Origin of the sequence: Lysobacter sp. cf310 (genome assembly GCF_900114355.1) — a bacterium.
Classification (GTDB): Bacteria; Pseudomonadota; Gammaproteobacteria; order Xanthomonadales; family Xanthomonadaceae; genus Lysobacter.
In genome coordinates this window covers 77,481-92,496 of the sequence record NZ_FOSS01000005.1, presented here as the reverse complement: position 1 = coordinate 92,496, position 15,016 = coordinate 77,481, and the positions used below count along the sequence as shown (strand labels likewise).

At 70.0% G+C, this 15,016-nt stretch carries 16 protein-coding genes; 6 read left to right on the top strand and 10 right to left on the bottom strand.

The genetic code is table 11. The annotated features are described in order from the left end of the window. A complete protein-coding gene (locus BMZ45_RS17735) occupies nt 1–1,413 on the bottom strand; it encodes a DUF1800 domain-containing protein (protein WP_091637865.1) in 1,413 nt (470 codons plus the stop codon). Nucleotides 1,414–1,599: 186 nt separating this feature from the next. Here BMZ45_RS17735 and BMZ45_RS17730 point away from each other — a divergent pair, with 186 nt between their 5' ends. Continuing rightward, nucleotides 1,600–2,973: an amino acid permease gene (locus BMZ45_RS17730; protein ID WP_091637864.1), complete on the top strand. Its 1,374-nt coding sequence runs from the start codon at nt 1,600–1,602 to the stop codon at nt 2,971–2,973. 121 nt (nt 2,974–3,094) lie between these two features. Here the strand turns inward: BMZ45_RS17730 and BMZ45_RS17725 are convergent, their stop codons facing one another. From BMZ45_RS17725 to BMZ45_RS17715, 3 genes are all read right to left on the bottom strand, one after another. Then, a complete protein-coding gene (locus BMZ45_RS17725) occupies nt 3,095–3,343 on the bottom strand; it encodes a DUF3297 family protein (RefSeq protein WP_056180774.1) in 249 nt (82 codons plus the stop codon). 89 nt (nt 3,344–3,432) lie between these two features. After that, a complete protein-coding gene (locus BMZ45_RS17720; protein ID WP_091637863.1) occupies nt 3,433–3,744 on the bottom strand; it encodes a DUF3247 family protein in 312 nt (103 codons plus the stop codon). Nucleotides 3,745–3,815: 71 nt separating this feature from the next. Then, entirely contained in the window at nt 3,816–5,258 is a 1,443-nt protein-coding gene (locus BMZ45_RS17715) for an adenylate/guanylate cyclase domain-containing protein (RefSeq protein WP_091637862.1), read from the bottom strand. A gap of 145 nt (nt 5,259–5,403) precedes the next feature. Here BMZ45_RS17715 and BMZ45_RS17710 point away from each other — a divergent pair, with 145 nt between their 5' ends. Then, the gene (locus tag BMZ45_RS17710; RefSeq protein ID WP_091637861.1) at nt 5,404–5,949 is read left to right on the top strand and encodes a DUF6630 family protein; all 546 of its coding nucleotides are present in this window, start codon (nt 5,404–5,406) and stop codon (nt 5,947–5,949) included. An 8-nt stretch (nt 5,950–5,957) separates the two neighbouring features. On the opposite strand, the gene msrB is transcribed toward BMZ45_RS17710, so the two are convergent. Then, nucleotides 5,958–6,425 carry a peptide-methionine (R)-S-oxide reductase MsrB gene (msrB, locus tag BMZ45_RS17705; RefSeq protein WP_091637860.1) on the bottom strand — a complete coding sequence of 156 codons (468 nt, stop codon included), beginning with the start codon at nt 6,423–6,425 and terminating at the stop codon, nt 5,958–5,960. Between the two features lie 311 nt (nt 6,426–6,736). Here msrB and BMZ45_RS17700 point away from each other — a divergent pair, with 311 nt between their 5' ends. Next, a complete protein-coding gene (locus tag BMZ45_RS17700) occupies nt 6,737–6,946 on the top strand; it encodes a cold-shock protein (protein ID WP_055904688.1) in 210 nt (69 codons plus the stop codon). Nucleotides 6,947–7,048: 102 nt separating this feature from the next. Here the strand turns inward: BMZ45_RS17700 and BMZ45_RS17695 are convergent, their stop codons facing one another. From BMZ45_RS17695 to BMZ45_RS17680, 4 genes are all read right to left on the bottom strand, one after another. Then, nucleotides 7,049–8,404 (bottom strand): MATE family efflux transporter, encoded by a 1,356-nt coding sequence (locus tag BMZ45_RS17695; RefSeq protein WP_091637859.1) that lies wholly within the window; start codon nt 8,402–8,404, stop codon nt 7,049–7,051. Nucleotides 8,405–8,482: 78 nt separating this feature from the next. Further along, the gene (locus BMZ45_RS17690; protein ID WP_091637858.1) at nt 8,483–8,953 is read right to left on the bottom strand and encodes a MaoC family dehydratase; all 471 of its coding nucleotides are present in this window, start codon (nt 8,951–8,953) and stop codon (nt 8,483–8,485) included. Nucleotides 8,954–8,965: 12 nt separating this feature from the next. Next, nucleotides 8,966–9,430, bottom strand: coding sequence for a PaaI family thioesterase (locus BMZ45_RS17685; protein WP_091637857.1), 465 nt, complete (start codon nt 9,428–9,430; stop codon nt 8,966–8,968). A gap of 24 nt (nt 9,431–9,454) precedes the next feature. Then, nucleotides 9,455–10,024 (bottom strand): TetR/AcrR family transcriptional regulator, encoded by a 570-nt coding sequence (locus tag BMZ45_RS17680; protein WP_091637856.1) that lies wholly within the window; start codon nt 10,022–10,024, stop codon nt 9,455–9,457. Nucleotides 10,025–10,250: 226 nt separating this feature from the next. Here BMZ45_RS17680 and BMZ45_RS17675 point away from each other — a divergent pair, with 226 nt between their 5' ends. Both BMZ45_RS17675 and BMZ45_RS17670 read left to right on the top strand, forming a co-directional pair. Further along, nucleotides 10,251–11,003, top strand: a complete 753-nt coding sequence (locus BMZ45_RS17675; RefSeq protein ID WP_091637855.1) for a hypothetical protein — start codon at nt 10,251–10,253, stop codon at nt 11,001–11,003. Nucleotides 11,004–11,142: 139 nt separating this feature from the next. Further along, nucleotides 11,143–11,574: a PepSY domain-containing protein gene (locus BMZ45_RS17670; protein ID WP_091637854.1), complete on the top strand. Its 432-nt coding sequence runs from the start codon at nt 11,143–11,145 to the stop codon at nt 11,572–11,574. A gap of 46 nt (nt 11,575–11,620) precedes the next feature. Here the strand turns inward: BMZ45_RS17670 and BMZ45_RS17665 are convergent, their stop codons facing one another. After that, a complete protein-coding gene (locus tag BMZ45_RS17665) occupies nt 11,621–12,898 on the bottom strand; it encodes an MFS transporter (protein WP_217643232.1) in 1,278 nt (425 codons plus the stop codon). Between the two features lie 430 nt (nt 12,899–13,328). Between BMZ45_RS17665 and BMZ45_RS17660 the strand changes: the two genes are divergently transcribed. Next, on the top strand, nt 13,329–14,978 hold the full coding sequence (locus tag BMZ45_RS17660) for a M28 family metallopeptidase (RefSeq protein WP_091637853.1): 1,650 nt from the start codon (nt 13,329–13,331) through the stop codon (nt 14,976–14,978). The last annotated feature ends 38 nt before the right edge of the window (nt 14,979–15,016 follow it).

The window sequence follows — 15,016 nt, the reverse complement described above, 5'->3', positions numbered from 1 at the left end:
TCAGCTTCTCCATTGAAAGGCCGGGCTGGCGAACAGCAGGGCCAGGCCGCCGCGCGGGGATTCGGCGCGACGCAGCGCGCCCAGGGTGTCGGCGTCCAGGCGATCGGCGAACACCGCCTGCGCGGTCGCCAGCGGATCCACGCGCGCGTCGGGCGCGGACTCGGACAGGCTCTGCGCGGCCTGCACGCGTTTCCACAAGGCGTCCGGTCCGCTCCATTCGGCGGCTTCGTCGGCGTAGCCCGCGGGCGAGCGCGGCGTGAACGGCGGTTGGCCCATGCGCGCGAGCAGGGCGATCAAGGCGCGCGGCCGTTCGCTGGGCGCCGCGCCGCCGGCGCGCAGCGCCGAGATCACGAAATCGTCGGGCGTCTTGAACTTGCGTGCGTCCTCGCCCCAGGCCTCGGGCGCATCGATCAGGGCCGCGTAGACCGTGGGCAGGTCGCCGCCGCTGCCTTGCCAGGCCGCGCTCAGGCGCGCGACCAGGGCCGGCGGCGGCGCGTCGCCGACGAAATGGCGCGCCAGCTTGTACGACAGATGACGCGCGGTGGACGGATGCACGGCCAAGTCGGACAGGATCGCGCGCCCCTGGGCCAGGCCGTCGTCGGCGTAGCGGCGCCCGACCACGTTGCGGGCGCCGTCCTCGTGAGCGGCGGCGCGGAACACGAAGGCCGAGGACGCGCTGCCGGCCGCGAGTTCGCGCGGCAGCGGTACGCCCCAGCCGGTGATCGCGCGCGCCAGTTCGGTCACATCCCTCTGGGTGTAGCCGCCGTCCACGCCCAGGGTGTGCAGCTCCAGGATCTCGCGCGCCAGATTCTCGTTGAGCCCGAGCTCGCGCCTGGGGGCCTCGGTGTCGGCGCGCGCCCTGCGCCGGCGCGCGCGTTGCGCGAGCATCGAATCGGCGCCGATCGAGCGCACGTTATCCAGATAGCGCAGCATGCCCGGATGCGATTCCACCGCGATCAGCAGGTCGGCATAGCGCGACAGCACGTGCGGGCGGATCGCCTCTCGCTCCATCGGCGCGGCGTATAGCGCGGCGGCGCGCTTGTCGATCGAGATCGCGAAGTGGTTGGACCAGAACCGCACCAGGCGCTCGACGAAGCCCTGTTCGCTGGCCACCGCGAGCCGATAGCGTCGACCGAGCTCGCGTAGCTGATCCTCGCGGAAACGCTGACCGAAGTTGGCGACCGGGTCGGCCTGCCCGCCCTGGCGGCGCGCGGCCTGGCGTTCGCGGTAGTAGTCGGCCTCGCGGCGCAGATAGTCCAGGCTGGCGGGCAGATCGGCGTAGCGCGCCTGGCCGGCGTCGCCGTGCAGCTGCGCATGCAGCCAGCCGCGCGGGTCGTCGATGCGCGCCAGCTGGCCCGGCGCCGCGCCCAGGCCGAAACGATTGACCGCGCTCACGCTTTCGCGAGTCGTCATGCCCGCTCTCCCTCGGATACCCGTCTGACAACGGCCGCGCGCGCCCGCGGTTGACATCCGACTGCGCCAGCCGCGATCGCCGCCTCTACACGCGCAGGCCCGCATGGCGTAGGGTTGCGGGCAATCGGCGCGCCGCGCCGCGCAACCGCAGGCCCGCGCCCGACGCGAGGCCAGGAGACCGTGGCAATGCAGAGCGAACCGCAAGACCTACATCGCGGCCTGGGCGAACGCCATATCCGCCTGATGGCGCTGGGCGCCGCCATCGGCGTCGGCCTGTTCCTGGGTTCGGCCAACGCGATCAAGCTGGCCGGCCCCGGCATCCTGCTGGCCTACCTGCTCGGCGGCGCGGCGATCTTCATCATCATGCGCGCGCTGGGCGAGATGGCGGTGCACAACCCGGTCGCGGGTTCGTTCAGCCGCTACGCGCAGGATTACCTGGGCCCGCTGTCGGGCTATCTCACCGGCTGGAACTACTGGTTCCTGTGGCTGGTGACCTGCGTGGCCGAGATCACCGCGGTCGGCATCTACATGCAGGTCTGGTTTCCGGGCACGCCGCAGTGGGCCTGGGCGCTGGCCGCGCTGGCGGCGATGGGCTCGGTCAACCTGATCGCGGTGCGCGCCTACGGCGAGTTCGAGTTCTGGTTCGCGATGATCAAGGTCGTGACCATCGTGCTGATGATCGTCGGCGGCCTGGGCATGATCGTGTTCGGCTTCGGCAACAACGGCGTGGCCACCGGCATCTCGCACCTGTGGTCGCACGGCGGCTTCTTCCCCAACGGCGCCAAGGGCGTGCTGATGTCGCTGCAGATGGTGATGTTCGCCTATCTGGGCGTGGAGATGATCGGCCTGACCGCCGGCGAGGCGGCGAATCCGAAGAAGTCGATTCCCGACGCGATCAACTCGGTGTTCTGGCGCATCGTGATCTTCTACGTCGGCGCGTTGTTCGTGATCCTGTCGATCTATCCCTGGAACGAGCTGGGCACCACCGGCAGCCCGTTCGTGATGACCTTCGAGCGGCTGGGCATCCGCGAGGCCGCCGGCATCATCAATTTCGTGGTCCTGACCGCCGCGCTGTCGTCCTGCAACAGCGGCATCTTCAGCACCGCGCGCATGCTCTACAACCTGGGCCAGCAGGGCCAGGCGCCGCGCACCTTCGCGATCACCTCCGCCAGCGGCGTGCCGCGCAAGGCGGTGCTGGTGTCGGTGGTGGTGCTGCTGTTCGGCGTGCTGCTGAACTACCTGGTGCCGGAAAAGGTATTCATCTGGGTGACGTCGATCTCCACCTTCGGCGCGATCTGGACCTGGGCGGTGATCCTGCTGTCGCACCGCAAGTTCCGCGCCGGTCTCAGCGCCGAGCAGCGCGCGGGCCTGGAGTTCAAGATGCCGCTGTATCCGATCGGCTCGTGGATCGCGCTGGCGTTCCTGGTGCTGGTGGTCGGCCTGATGGCCTACTTCCCCGACACCCGCATCGCGCTGTTCGTCGGCCCGGCCTTCCTGATCCTGCTGGTGGTGCTGTATTACGCGCTGGGGTTGGGCAAGCGCGCGGCGGCGAACGGATAAGGCCAGACGTCCGAGGCGGCGCGCGGACATTCCGCGCCGCCTCGGCAAGATGCCGGCGACGGCTTCGCCCGGGTCGCGGAAGAGGTCCGGGGCTTGCGCCCGCGCGCCGCGTCGGCGGCGCTTATTCCTTGGCCGGGGTCAGGAAGTAAGCCTCGACTTCGCCCTTGACCTTGACCGTCATCGGATTGCCGCGCCGATCCAGGGCCTTGCCCACCGGCACCCGCACCCAGCCTTCGCTGATGCAGTATTCCTCGACGTTGTGGCGCTCCTGGCCGTTGAAGCGGATGCCGATGCCGCGCTCGAGCAGGGCGTCGTCGTGGAAGGGGCTGCGCGGATCGTTGGACAGGCGGTCGGGCGGGGTATCGGTCATCGTCTTTATCGCTGTGGCTGGCTACGGTCGCGGCGCGCGCGGGGCGGCGCCGGCTGCACAGGATACGCGTCGCGCCGTCCGCGGTCGCCTCAGTGCGGGAGATCGCGCTGGAAGCGTTCCAGTTCGGCCTCGGTCAGGGGACGGATCGCGTCGATCTCGTCCAGCCACAGATCCTGCGTGCCGCCGGCCTGCTCCAGGCGGAGCACCCCGTTCAGGCCTTCCTCGTCGCCGGGCCCGTAGAAGGACTGCAGGGTCGGCAGGGCGGCGACCACGCCGGCCAGCACGCGGCCGTCGCGCAGCCGCAGTTCGACCCGGGCATCGTCGTGCAGACCGGCGATGCGCGCTTCCAGGCGCGCGATGTCCGCGGGCGCGGTATAGACGTGGTCGGCGTTGCGGGACATGGCGGCGGGCCCTCGGGCGGAACTGCCGTCGACCTTAGCGCCGCGCGCGCCAAGCACGGGTGAAGCCGCGTTCAGTGCGCTCGCGCGCGCGGCTCCAGGCGCAGCTGCGCGGCGGCCAGGCGGAAGGGATCGATGCCGACTTCGTAGTAGCGATGCCCGCGCAGGCTCGCCGATTGCGCGGCCTGCGGATCCGACCAGTCGTCGAAATCGCGCAGGGCGGCGGCGTGGCCGCGGTCGGCCTGCAGCAGCGCCTTGCGCACGTTGTCGTCGACCAGCAGCACGTCGCGGTCGCGCGGCGCGTGCGCGATCAGCTTGGCGGCGCGGTTCACGCAAGGCCCCATCACCGTCGGCACCTGGAACTGGCGCGGGCCGATATTGGTCGAGATCAGCGGCCCCAGGGTGATCGACACGCGCAGGCGGACCGAGTCGGCGGCTTCGGCGGCCAGGCTTTTCCAGTGCTTGCGCTTGAAGTCGCGGAAATCGCCCAGCAGCTCGGCGGCCGCGCAGACCGCGCGCAGCGCCGGGCTGGCCGCGGCCGAGTCGTGATCGCCGCCGTAGTGGAAGCGCGCCAGCGTGCCGTCGCCGCTGAAGCGTTCGATCACCGCCGAGTACGGACCGATGCGCTGGTACACGTGCTCGGTGAAGCGCCCGATCAGACGGGTGGCGTCGACCAGCGGCAGCTCGTCGAACAAGGACGAGGAGCGGGTGAGGTCGACGTACAGCACCGCCGCGTTCTCCAGGTCGATCTCGCCCTGCAGGCCCAGTGCCCGCGCGCAGTCGCGGTGGCAGAGGAAGGCGTCGGCCTTGGCGGCCAGGCCGCCGTCGCCGTCCTCCAGCAGTTCGGTCAGGCGCCGGCGGTCTTCGGCGTCGAAGCCTTCGGGATCGATCACGTCCTGGCTGCCGGCGACGGTCTTGTTGAACAGCTGGATCACGCCGACCTGGCGGTGGCGCGCATGCAGCGGCGCGACCAGGGTGTGCACCGGGGTGAAGCCGGATTGCTGATCGTAGGAGGCGACGTGACGCACGTTGGCCTGCAGGCGGTTGTCGCCGATCGCCACGCCCTTGCTCCAGCATTCGCCGACGATGGTCCAGGCCTCGACCAGCTTCATGCGCAGGATCGCGGCGGCGGCCGCGGCGTCGGCGTTGTAGACCGCGACGAAGGCGAAGCCGCGCGGGAATTCGCCCTCGTCCTCGCGCGCCGGGTAGATCGGCACGTACAGCGACGCGGCCTGCGCGTCCATCGCGCGCGCCAGGCGCTCGACTCGTTCGGTGAGTTGCTCGCGCAGGCGCGCGAGGTCGCGCGCGTCCGGCGAGGCGTCCTGATCGGCGTGGCGCAGGCGGTCCTCGCTCTTGGCCAGATCGGCGCGCACGCGCGCGAGCTCGGCCTCCCTGATGCGCAGCTCGGTGTCCTTTCCGGCCAGGATGCGCTGGTGGTACAGCTTGGCCAAGGTGGCCACGAAACCGGCGCCCAGCACCCCCGCGCCGAGCTTGGCCCATTCGATCCACTCGCTCATGTCCGCTCCTGGACGCGCGCCGGGCCGCCCACCGGCCCCATCAGCTGTGACGCGAAAGCCGCGCAAAAGCGGCCCCGGCGCCGGTCGGCTTTCCATCCCCGCGCCCAGGCGGCATCCTGCCCGCCTCCCCCGCGGCGAAACCGTCATGCACGCACCCGACGACGACTACGAAAGCGACGATTACGACGGCTACGACGGCGACCTCGACGAGGCCACGCCCGAAGCCCTGGTCTGGCAGTTGCTGCTGATGATCAATCCCGGCGACGAGGAATCGGCGCTGCAGCAGTTCGCCGACTACCGCGAGGCCCTGGCGGAGGCCGGCGGGGAGACCGACGAGCCGGTCTGGCTGATCAAGGACGCGATCGACTGGAAGGCCGGCTACTACGTCGACTGGAAGGACAGCGAGTCCTTCATCGACAGCATCAACGAGCTGGCCGCGCGCTGGAACCTGCGCATCGACTGGGGCACCGACGACACCGCCGACGCGGATTTCCTGGACGGCACCGACGTGCCCGCGCTGATGGCGACCGCCCACGACCGCCTGCGCGAGCACGGCTACACCCTGTGGACCTGGAACACCGGCAGCGACAGCCATGCCGGCTGGATCGCTCTGCGTCGCGACGACGAGGCCATGCAGGTGCTCAGCACCGCGCTGGGGATCGAGGCGCGGCCGGGCAGCGACGCGTTCTGAGGGCGCGGCTAGCCGGCCGCTTCGGCCTCGGCGCCGCCGCGTCCCAGCGGATCGGGCAGGGCCTCGCCCTGGCGGCTGAAGGCCAGCGAGACCGAATTCAGACAGTGGCGCTCGCCGGTCGGCGGCGGGCCGTCCGGAAACACGTGGCCGAGGTGGCTGCCGCAGCGCGCGCACACGATTTCGTCGCGGATCATGCCGTAGCTGGTGTCGCGCACGACGCGCACGTGGGCCGGGTCGTAGGGCGCGAAGAAGCTGGGCCAGCCGGTGCCGGAGTCGAACTTGGTGCTGGAGCGGAACAGCGGCAGGCCGCAGTAGCGGCAGGTGTAGACCCCCTCCAGCTTGTTGTCCAGGAACACCCCGCAGAACGGCGCCTCGGTGCCGTGCTGGAGCAGCACCTTGGCCTCCTCGGGGCTCAGGCCCGCGCTGAGTTCGCGCCTTTGGGCGTCGCTGGGCGGGCTGAGATCGAACGCGGTCATGGCGGACTCCGGGTGTCGGCGGGGTGCCCCAGATGGTACGCAAGCCCGTCCCCACTGGCGTGCAGGGCCGGGAAACGGTGCTTCCCGGCCCTGTTCAGCTGAACGGGGAGGCCGGGCCCCGCACATAGTGTTTGCATTTCTCGCAGAAGCGGACTAGCGTATCGAGTGCTGTGTTCGTCAAGGGTCACCATGAACCGTGGCCCGATGCCGTAGATCCCAGATCCGCCCATCGTTGCACCAGGCTTCCTCCTTGCAACCAGCATCAAGGCCGCGCAGGCGGCATTCCCATTACGTTTCAAGGAGCAAGCAAAATGTCGAACCGTGAATTCGGTACGGTCAAGTGGTTCAACGACGCCAAGGGCTTCGGCTTCATCAGCCGTGAGAACGGCGAAGACGTGTTCGTGCACTTCCGCGCGATCGAGTCGCAGGGCTTCAAGAGCCTGCAGGAAGGCCAGAAGGTCTCCTTCACCGTCACCCAGGGCCAGAAGGGCCTGCAGGCTGAATCGGTGCAGGCGGTCTGAACCGCTTAAGGACCGCGCCTTCGGGCGCGATCCGAAACAAAAAGCCCGGCTTCGGCCGGGCTTTTTGTTTGTGGGGCCGCGCTCGCCAGCGGCCGCGCGCGCTCAGGCCGGCGTGGTGGCCATGCGCGCATCGGCCTGGCGCAGCGCGCGCAACAGCAGGACCACGCTGAGGATCGCCTGCAGGGTCACCGAGGCTACCGACAGCAGCCACAGCTGGCGCAGTTCGAAGTCCGGCCGGGTCGACAGCCAGATCGCCGGCAAGGCGAAGCTCAGCATGCGGCTGGCGCTGCTGGCGAACGCGGGCAGGGTGTTGCCCAGGGCCTGGAACATGCCCGAGCAGGTGAAGATCAGCCCCGAGGCGACGAAGTTCAGCGAGATGATGCTCAGGAACTGCGCCGCCACCGCGATCACCGCGGTTTCTTGGGTGAACACGCCCACCAGCCACTGCGGCCGCCACTGGCACAGCGCGGTCAGGCCCAGCATCAGCACCACGCCGATCGCGACCGCGGCATGGAAGGTCGCGCGCACCCGGTCCGGGCGGCCCGCGCCGACGTTCTGGCCGGCCACCGGCGCGGTCGCGAAGGCCACCGCCATCGCCGGCAGGAAGATCGCCTGCATCACCCGTTGGCCGATGCCGAAGCCGGCCTGGGCCTCGGCGCCGAAGCCGCGGATCACCCAATAGATCACCGCCATATAGACGAACATCAGCGCGAACTCGCCGCCGGGCGGCAGGCCGATGCGCAGGATGCGCTTCCACACCGCGAGCCGCGCGTGGAACTGGCTGGGATCGAAGCCGACGTATTTTTCCAGGCGCGCGAAGTACAGCGTCATCATCACCACGCCCGCGGCCACCGAGATCGAGGTCGCCAGGCCGGCGCCGGCCACGCCCATCGGCTTGCCGGTCAGCCAGCCGGCGATCAGTACCGGCGCCAGGATCGCGTTGAGGATCACCGTCAGCATCTGCACCACCATGGTCGGCTTGGCGATGCCGGTGCCGCGCAGAGCCGAACCCATCGCGATCTGGGCGAACTGCAGCGCCAGGCCGGGCAGGAACCAGTACAGATAGTCGATGCCGTGGCGGGTGGTCGCGGGGTCGGCGCCGAGCGTGCGCATGTAGGCGCCGCCCAGCGCGTAGCCCAGGATCAGGGTGATCGCGGCGCAGGTCAGGGCCAGCAACAGGCTCTGGTTGAACACCAGGTTGGCGTCGTCGCGGTCCTTGCGCCCGACCGCGTGCGAGATCAGCGCCATCGTGCCCACGCCCAGGATCTGGGTCAGGGCCATCACGATGAACTGCACGTTGCCGGCCGCGCCGACGCCGGCGATCGCCGCATCGCCCAGGCGCGCGACGAAGTACAGATCGATCAGGAAGTACAGGGTCTGGAACAGCATGCCGATCATGATCGGCGCGGCCATCCGCAGCACGTGTTTGGGAATCGAGCCCTGGGTCAGGTCCTGCATGGCGGTGCCGCTGTCTGCGATGCGCGGACGTTAGCGCGCGCCGAGCGCGCGCGCCATGGCCGCAAGGCATGGTTCGATTCAGGCGGCGCTGCCCGGACGCCGGAACACGATCAGCTTGCCGGTGAAGGCCTGCACCACTTCGCCGCGCTGATTGCGCGTCTCGTTGCGCACCACCACCAGGCCGCGGTCCGGACGCGAGCGCGAGGGCACGATCTCGACGATCTCGCCGTGCACCTGCAGCACGTCGCCGGGCCGGGTCGGACGCGGCCAGGCGATCTCGGCGCCGGCGCCGATCAGGCCGCCGGCGGGAATGCCGCGTTCGACCAGCAGGCGCATGGTGATCGCCGCGGTATGCCAGCCGCTCGCGGCCAGGCCTTCGAACAGGCTGGCGCGCGCGGCCTCCTCGTCGAGGTGGAAGGGCTGCGGGTCGAACTCGCGCGCGTAGGCTTTGATCTGCTCGGCGCTGACGGCGTAGGTCGCGGTCTCGAAGCGCTGGCCGACCGCGAGATCGTCCAGGTAGAGGCCGTCGTCAGAGGGTTCGGTATGCATATGCGTCCCTCTTCACTGCTTGCGCTCGAACACCAACAGGGTCGAGGTCGCCGAGGCGTACAAACGGCCCTGGGCGTCGGTGAGCCGGCCTTCGGCGAAGGCCACGCGCTTGCCGATCGACAGCAGCTTGGCTTCGGCGCGCACCGGGCCGGTGTCGGAGGTCATCGCGCGGTGGTAGGCGACCTTGAGCTCCAGCGTGGTGTAGGCCTGCTCGGCGCCGAGCGCGCTGTGCGCGGCGCAACCGCAGGCCGAGTCCAGCAGGGTCGCGGCGTAGCCGCCGTGGATCACGCCCAAGGGGTTGTAGGCGTGCGGGCCGGGCGTGCCGGCGAACACCGCGCGGCCTTCGTCGACCTCGGTCAGGATGAAGCCCAGAGTCTCGCCGATCGGCGGCGGGCGGCCGGCGGCGAGCAGGGCGCGCAGGGTTTCCAGGCCATTGAGGCCGCGCAGGGCTTCGAGTTCGAACACGTTCACGGTCATCGCGGGGGGGGCTCCGGGGACAGGTCAGCGAGAGGAAACGGCGGTGGCGACCGCGTGCAGCACTTCGTCCGACAGGGCCGGATCGTCGACGGCGCGCGCCAGCACCAGCGCGCCGACCATGCTGGACAGGGTGGCGAGCGCGCGCGCGCGGCGCGCGGCGCGGCTGCGACCGGGCAGTAGCGGGGTCAGCAGTTCGACATAGGAGCGCAGCGCCTGGCCCAGGCTGCGCTTGACCGGCGGGTCCAGGCGCGCGGCGTCGGCGCCGAGCGCGGCGAAGGTGCAACCGCGGCCGGGCTGGTCGCGGTGCGCGCTGGACAGGTAGGCGGCGGCGATGTGTTGCAGCGCGTGTTCGGGATCGCGTTCGATCAGCCGCGACCAATAGGCCAGCGAGCCGGCGACCGCGTGTTCGCAGGCCTCCGCCATCAGGTCCTGCTTGGATTCGAAGTGGCCGTAGAAGCCGCCGTGGGTGAGGCCGGCGTCGCGCATCAGGTCGGCGATGCCGACGCCGTCGTAACCGCGTTCGCGGAACAGGCGCGCGGCCGCGCCGACGATGCGTTCGCGGTTCTCGGCGGTCTGTTCGCGGCTGACTTTCATGCATGCGCTCCGCGGGGCCCGGTGCGGCCCGGTCCGGCGATCCTAGCAGTATTGATGACGATCATCATTTATACGCGGACGTCGATCCGACCGGCGGTCGCGCCGGTCCGGCGCGACCGCCTGAAAGCCGGGCAACGCGCGGTCAGGCGCGCTGGCGCCGGTCGTCGGACTTCGCGTCTAATCCGCAGGGCCGGCGAAGCGCGCCGGCGTCCCGCACGGAATCGCGATGCGCCTGTACGCTGCTGTAGTCCTCATCACCGTCTGCGCCGTGGCATCGGCCGCCGAGCCCGCGCGCGGCCCCGCGCCCAAGCCCAACTGCCTGGATGCGCGCAGCATGAGCGAGGCGCGCCAGGCCTCCGATCGCAGCCTGGCGGTGATGCAGGCCGATGGCCGTCGCTTCCGCCTCGAGCTGGGCGAGGACTGCCCGGCCGCCGTCGCCGACGAGCAGGCCAGCGTGCTCGCGCGCGAGGGCTGGGTCTGCGGAACGGGCAACGAATACCTGCGCAGCGGACAGCGCCTGTGCCCGGTGTCCGCGGTGACCGAGATCGACGCCAAGGCCTATGCCGAACTCGCCTTGGCCAGCCACCGCCGCCACGGCGAGGTCGCCACCCTGGAAGCGGTCGAGGTGCGCGCGGAAAAGCGCCGCGGCTTCGGCGGCTCGGCGCAGTACTGCCTCAACCCGCGCTACATGCGCGGCTGGAACGAGGACGGCAAGGGGCTGGTGGTGGAAGTGTCGCCGCAGCGCTCCGGCGGCAATCGCTACTACCGCGTCGAACTCGCGCACAGCTGTCCGGAGCTGTTCGACGCCACCACCATCGAGCTGCGTTCGGGCATGGGCATCAGCGCGGTCTGCGGCAATCCCGGCGACGTGGTGGTGGCGGTGCCGGAGATGCGTGCGGGCGAGGGCATCGCGCGCAGCGGCGGCGCGCTGTCGCGGATCCAGTGTCCCATCGCGACCGTCTATCCGATCGACAAATAAGCACTGGCATCACGCGCGCAACGCATTCGTTAGCGTCGCGTGCAAGGCGCCTGAACGCGCGCGCATGAATGCGCGATGTTCACCGCCGGTTGCTGCGCGCGTGGCGAGACTCGACGCACCTTCCCCAAAGGAGGCTGCCATGAGCCGCACCGTCGTACTCCGCAGTACCGTGCTCGCGATCGCGCTGACCGTATCGGGCACTGCGCTGGCCGAGCAGGCCTTGACCGAGGCCAAGGTCCGCGCCCAGCTCACCGAGCAGGGCTATACCCACATCAACGACATCAAGTTCAGCGATGGCGTCTGGAAAGCCGACGCGCGCAGCGCCGAAGGCAATCGCGTCGACGTGCGCCTGGATCCCAAGACCGGCCGCGTCTATCCGGACGAACAAGTCGCCAACCTCAGCGAAGCCGACGTGCGCGCGCGCCTGGCGGTGGCCGGATACACCAACGTGCACGACGTCGATTACGAGGACGGCATCTGGAACGCCGAGGCCGACGATCCCGCCGGCCGCGACGTCGAGCTCAAGATCGATCCCAGGAACGGACGCGTGATCGGCGGCGACAAGGACTAAGCGATCGCGGATCGCGCCGCGCGAAGCGGCGCGATCCGTCCGGCGCTTACCAGGTGTCTTCCAGCATGCGCGGCCGGCAGGCCAGATAGCCGCCTATCGTCAACACCACCAGGCACAGGCTGAGAAAACCGAACGGCAGCACCCAGCCGTGGGTGGTTTCGTGCAGCCAGCCGAACAGCAGCGGACCGATGCAGCTGATGGTGTAGCCCACGCCCTGCATGAAACCCGACAGCGAAGCCGAACCGGCCTGGGTGCGCGTGCGCAGATTGATCAGGGTCAGCGACAGCGGGAAGGTGCTCGGGCCCAGGCCCAGCAGCGCCACCCACAGCAGAGTCGCCGACATCGGCGCCCACAGCAGGCCGGCGAAACCGCACAGGTACATCACCACGCACGCCAGCACCACCGGAAACGGATTGGCGATGCGCACCGCGAGCGCCGGCAGGGCCAGCGCCGCGACCAGGCCCAGGGTCGAGAACAGCGCGACCATGCTGCCGCCCAGGGCCGGACTGCCGCCGGCTTCGACCAGCAGCTTCGGCAGCCAGGTGAACATGGAATAGGTGATCAGCGAGGTCATGCCGAACATCAGCGCCATGCCCCAGGCCACCGACGAGCGCCAGACTTGGCCGCGCGGCGCGGGCGCGACCAGTTCGGGCGCTTCGTCCGCGGGCGTGACCGCGCGGTCGTGCGCGGCGGCCAGTGCGCGCGCCTGCGCGGAGCGGCCATAGCGCTCCATCCACAGCGCCGCGATCCAGGGCAGCGCCGCCGCCACCGCCACCAGCGACCACGAGCCCAGCGACACGCGCCAACCCGCGGCCTGCGCCAGCGGCACCGCGGCCAAGGCCGGCAGGATGGTGCCCAGTTGCAGCACGGTGATGTAGAGCGAGCTCACCGCGCCGACGCGATCGGCGAAGTAGCGCTTCACCAGCGGCGGCAGCACCACGTTGCCGATGCCCATGCCCGACAGCGCCACCGCCGAGGCCACCAGCAACTGCCAGGTGTCGCCGGCGAAGGCGCGCGCGAGCAGGCCCAGCGCGGCCAGCACCATCGCGGTCAGCGCCGCGCGTTCCAGGCCGAGGCGGTGCGCGATCGCCGGCGTGAGCACGCCGAAGGCCGCGAAGGCCGCGGTCGGCACCATGCCGAACACGCCGGTCATGGTCGGCCCGAACCCGAAGTCGCGGCCCAGGCTGTCCAGCAGCGGCGTCAGCGAGGTCACCGCGGTGCGCAGGGTGAAGGCCGACAGCACGATGCCGGCCAACACCAGGGCACGGCCCTGCCACAGCGAACGCGGGCGCGACGCCGTCGCGGCGGACACGGACGCGCTCATCGCGCGCACCGGGGGGCGAGGGAGGGAAAGCGGCTACGGAAAGCGGAACTCATTGCGGTACTGCCATCGGGGGATGCGCGGGCCGGCAGCGGTGGCTGCCACGGGCTGCGGCGAGCGTGGGAGCTCGCGTGGCGGTCGGCGGGCGCGTCGGGTGGGGGAGGTCTGACGGGTGAAACGTGATGCGTGAAGCTGGATGCGTGAAAGCCGGTGACGGCGGCGTCGCGATAGCCACCGCATCGCCGTAGGCGACAGTGTGCCGCACAAGATGAATGCGCGGCAGACCCGCCAGGACAACGCACAGTTCCAGCCCCAATGTGCCGAAACGACCGATTTCGCAAAGTCGGCGCCTGCGCCCCTGACTTCCGCCGCTGGACCGGCCGATCCGCGCTCCACTAGTATCGGCCGCACTTTGGCCTAAGGCGTTGCGCCCATGAAATTGCTGGTTGCGTCCCTGCTGTCCCTGTCGGTGTCCGCGGCCCTGGCGGCCGAAGCGCCCAAGTTCGACCCCAAGCGTCTGTCCGACGAGGTCAAGACGCTGTCTTCGGACGAATTCGAAGGTCGTGGCCCGGCCACCGCCGGCGAGACCAAGACCATCGACTACGTGGTCGCGCAGATGAAGGCCGCGGGCCTGCAGCCCGGCGGCGATCTCAAGGACGGCCAACGCGCCTGGACCCAGGCGGTGCCGCTCAAACGCGCGCAGATCGAAGGCACGCCGACCCTGTCGGTGGCGGTGGACGGTAAGCCGCAGGCCCTGAGCCAGGGCAACGAAATCGCCGTGCGCGCCGCGCTCGACGGTTCCACCGCGGTCTCGATCGCGAACGCGCCGCTGGTGTTCGCCGGCTACGGCGTGAAGGCGCCGGAGCGCAACTGGGACGACTTCAAGGGCGTCGATCTCAAGGGCAAGATCGCGGTCGTGCTGATCAACGATCCCGACTTCGAGAGCGGCCAGGGCGACTTCGGCGGCAAGGCCATGACCTACTACGGCCGCTGGACCTACAAGTACGAAGAAGCCGCGCGTCAGGGCGCGCTGGGCCTGCTGATCGTGCACGAGACCGATCCGGCCTCCTACGGCTGGGCTACGGTCAAGAACTCCAACACCAACACCATGTTCGATGTGGTGCGCGACCGTCCGGGCGCGACCCATCCGACCATGGAAGGCTGGATCCAGCGCGATTTCGCGGTCGATCTGTTCAAGCGCGCCGGCCTGGATTTCGAAGCGCTCAAGCGCCAGGCGCAGACGCGCGACTTCAAGCCGGTCGAGCTCAAGGGCGCGACCCTGTCGGCCAGCTATCAGGTCAAGAGCGAAGTCATCACCTCGCAGAACATCGTCGGCCGCGTCGACGGCGCCCAGCGTCCGGACGAGACCGTGATCTACAGCGCGCACTGGGATCACCTCGGCGTGGGCGCGCCCGACGCCAAGGGCGACAAGATCTACAACGGCGCGGTCGACAACGCCACCGGCACCGCCGCCCTGATCGAGATGGGCCGCGCCTTCGCCCACGGTCCCAAGCCGCAGCGTTCGGTGGTGTTCCTGGCCGTGACCGCCGAGGAAAAGGGCCTGCTGGGTTCGGAGTACTACTCGTCCAAGCCGCTGTATCCGCTGGCCAAGACGGTGGCGGTGATCAACACCGACGCGCTGGATCCGACCGGCCCCTCGCGCGACTTCACCACCTCCGGCAGCGCCAAGCAGGAACTGCTGGACGAGCTGATCGATCTGGCCAAGGGCTGGAACCTGAGCTACGTCACCGATCCCAAGCCCGAAGCCGGTCATTTCTTCCGTTCCGACCACTTCCCGTTCGCCAAGCGCGGCGTGCCGGCGATCTCGTTCGGTTCCGGCGACGACAAGGTCGACGGCGGCCGCGCCGCCGGCGAAGCCGCGCAGCAGGCCTACACCGCCGATCGCTACCACCAGCCGGCCGACCAGTGGGAAGCCAGCTGGAGCTTCACCGGCATGGCGCGCGATCTGGAGCTGCTGTACACGCTGGGCAACGGCCTGGCCAACTCCAAGCGCTGGCCGAACTGGAGCCAGGATTCGGAGTTCCGCGCCGCCCGCGACGCCACTTCGGCGCAGCGCAAGTAAGTAAGCCTCACGCGCCGCCCGCTCCGGTCACGGAGCGG

Excerpts from the sequence above, each read along its gene's own strand:
- BMZ45_RS17690 (WP_091637858.1), bottom strand. The coding sequence starts at position 8,953 with ATGCATACCGAACCCTCTGACGACGGCCTCTACCTGGACGATCTCGCG.
- BMZ45_RS17715 (WP_091637862.1), bottom strand. The coding sequence starts at position 5,258 with ATGAGCGAGTGGATCGAATGGGCCAAGCTCGGCGCGGGGGTGCTGGGC.
- BMZ45_RS17730 (WP_091637864.1), top strand. The coding sequence starts at position 1,600 with ATGCAGAGCGAACCGCAAGACCTACATCGCGGCCTGGGCGAACGCCAT.
- BMZ45_RS17735 (WP_091637865.1), bottom strand. The coding sequence starts at position 1,413 with ATGACGACTCGCGAAAGCGTGAGCGCGGTCAATCGTTTCGGCCTGGGC.
- BMZ45_RS17695 (WP_091637859.1), bottom strand. The coding sequence starts at position 8,404 with ATGCAGGACCTGACCCAGGGCTCGATTCCCAAACACGTGCTGCGGATG.
- BMZ45_RS17720 (WP_091637863.1), bottom strand. The coding sequence starts at position 3,744 with ATGTCCCGCAACGCCGACCACGTCTATACCGCGCCCGCGGACATCGCG.
- BMZ45_RS17670 (WP_091637854.1), top strand. The coding sequence starts at position 11,143 with ATGAGCCGCACCGTCGTACTCCGCAGTACCGTGCTCGCGATCGCGCTG.
- BMZ45_RS17660 (WP_091637853.1), top strand. The coding sequence starts at position 13,329 with ATGAAATTGCTGGTTGCGTCCCTGCTGTCCCTGTCGGTGTCCGCGGCC.
- BMZ45_RS17685 (WP_091637857.1), bottom strand. The coding sequence starts at position 9,430 with ATGACCGTGAACGTGTTCGAACTCGAAGCCCTGCGCGGCCTCAATGGC.
- msrB (WP_091637860.1), bottom strand. The coding sequence starts at position 6,425 with ATGACCGCGTTCGATCTCAGCCCGCCCAGCGACGCCCAAAGGCGCGAA.
- BMZ45_RS17680 (WP_091637856.1), bottom strand. The coding sequence starts at position 10,024 with ATGAAAGTCAGCCGCGAACAGACCGCCGAGAACCGCGAACGCATCGTC.
- BMZ45_RS17675 (WP_091637855.1), top strand. The coding sequence starts at position 10,251 with ATGCGCCTGTACGCTGCTGTAGTCCTCATCACCGTCTGCGCCGTGGCA.
- BMZ45_RS17710 (WP_091637861.1), top strand. The coding sequence starts at position 5,404 with ATGCACGCACCCGACGACGACTACGAAAGCGACGATTACGACGGCTAC.
- BMZ45_RS17700 (WP_055904688.1), top strand. The coding sequence starts at position 6,737 with ATGTCGAACCGTGAATTCGGTACGGTCAAGTGGTTCAACGACGCCAAG.
- BMZ45_RS17725 (WP_056180774.1), bottom strand. The coding sequence starts at position 3,343 with ATGACCGATACCCCGCCCGACCGCCTGTCCAACGATCCGCGCAGCCCC.
- BMZ45_RS17665 (WP_217643232.1), bottom strand. The coding sequence starts at position 12,898 with ATGAGCGCGTCCGTGTCCGCCGCGACGGCGTCGCGCCCGCGTTCGCTG.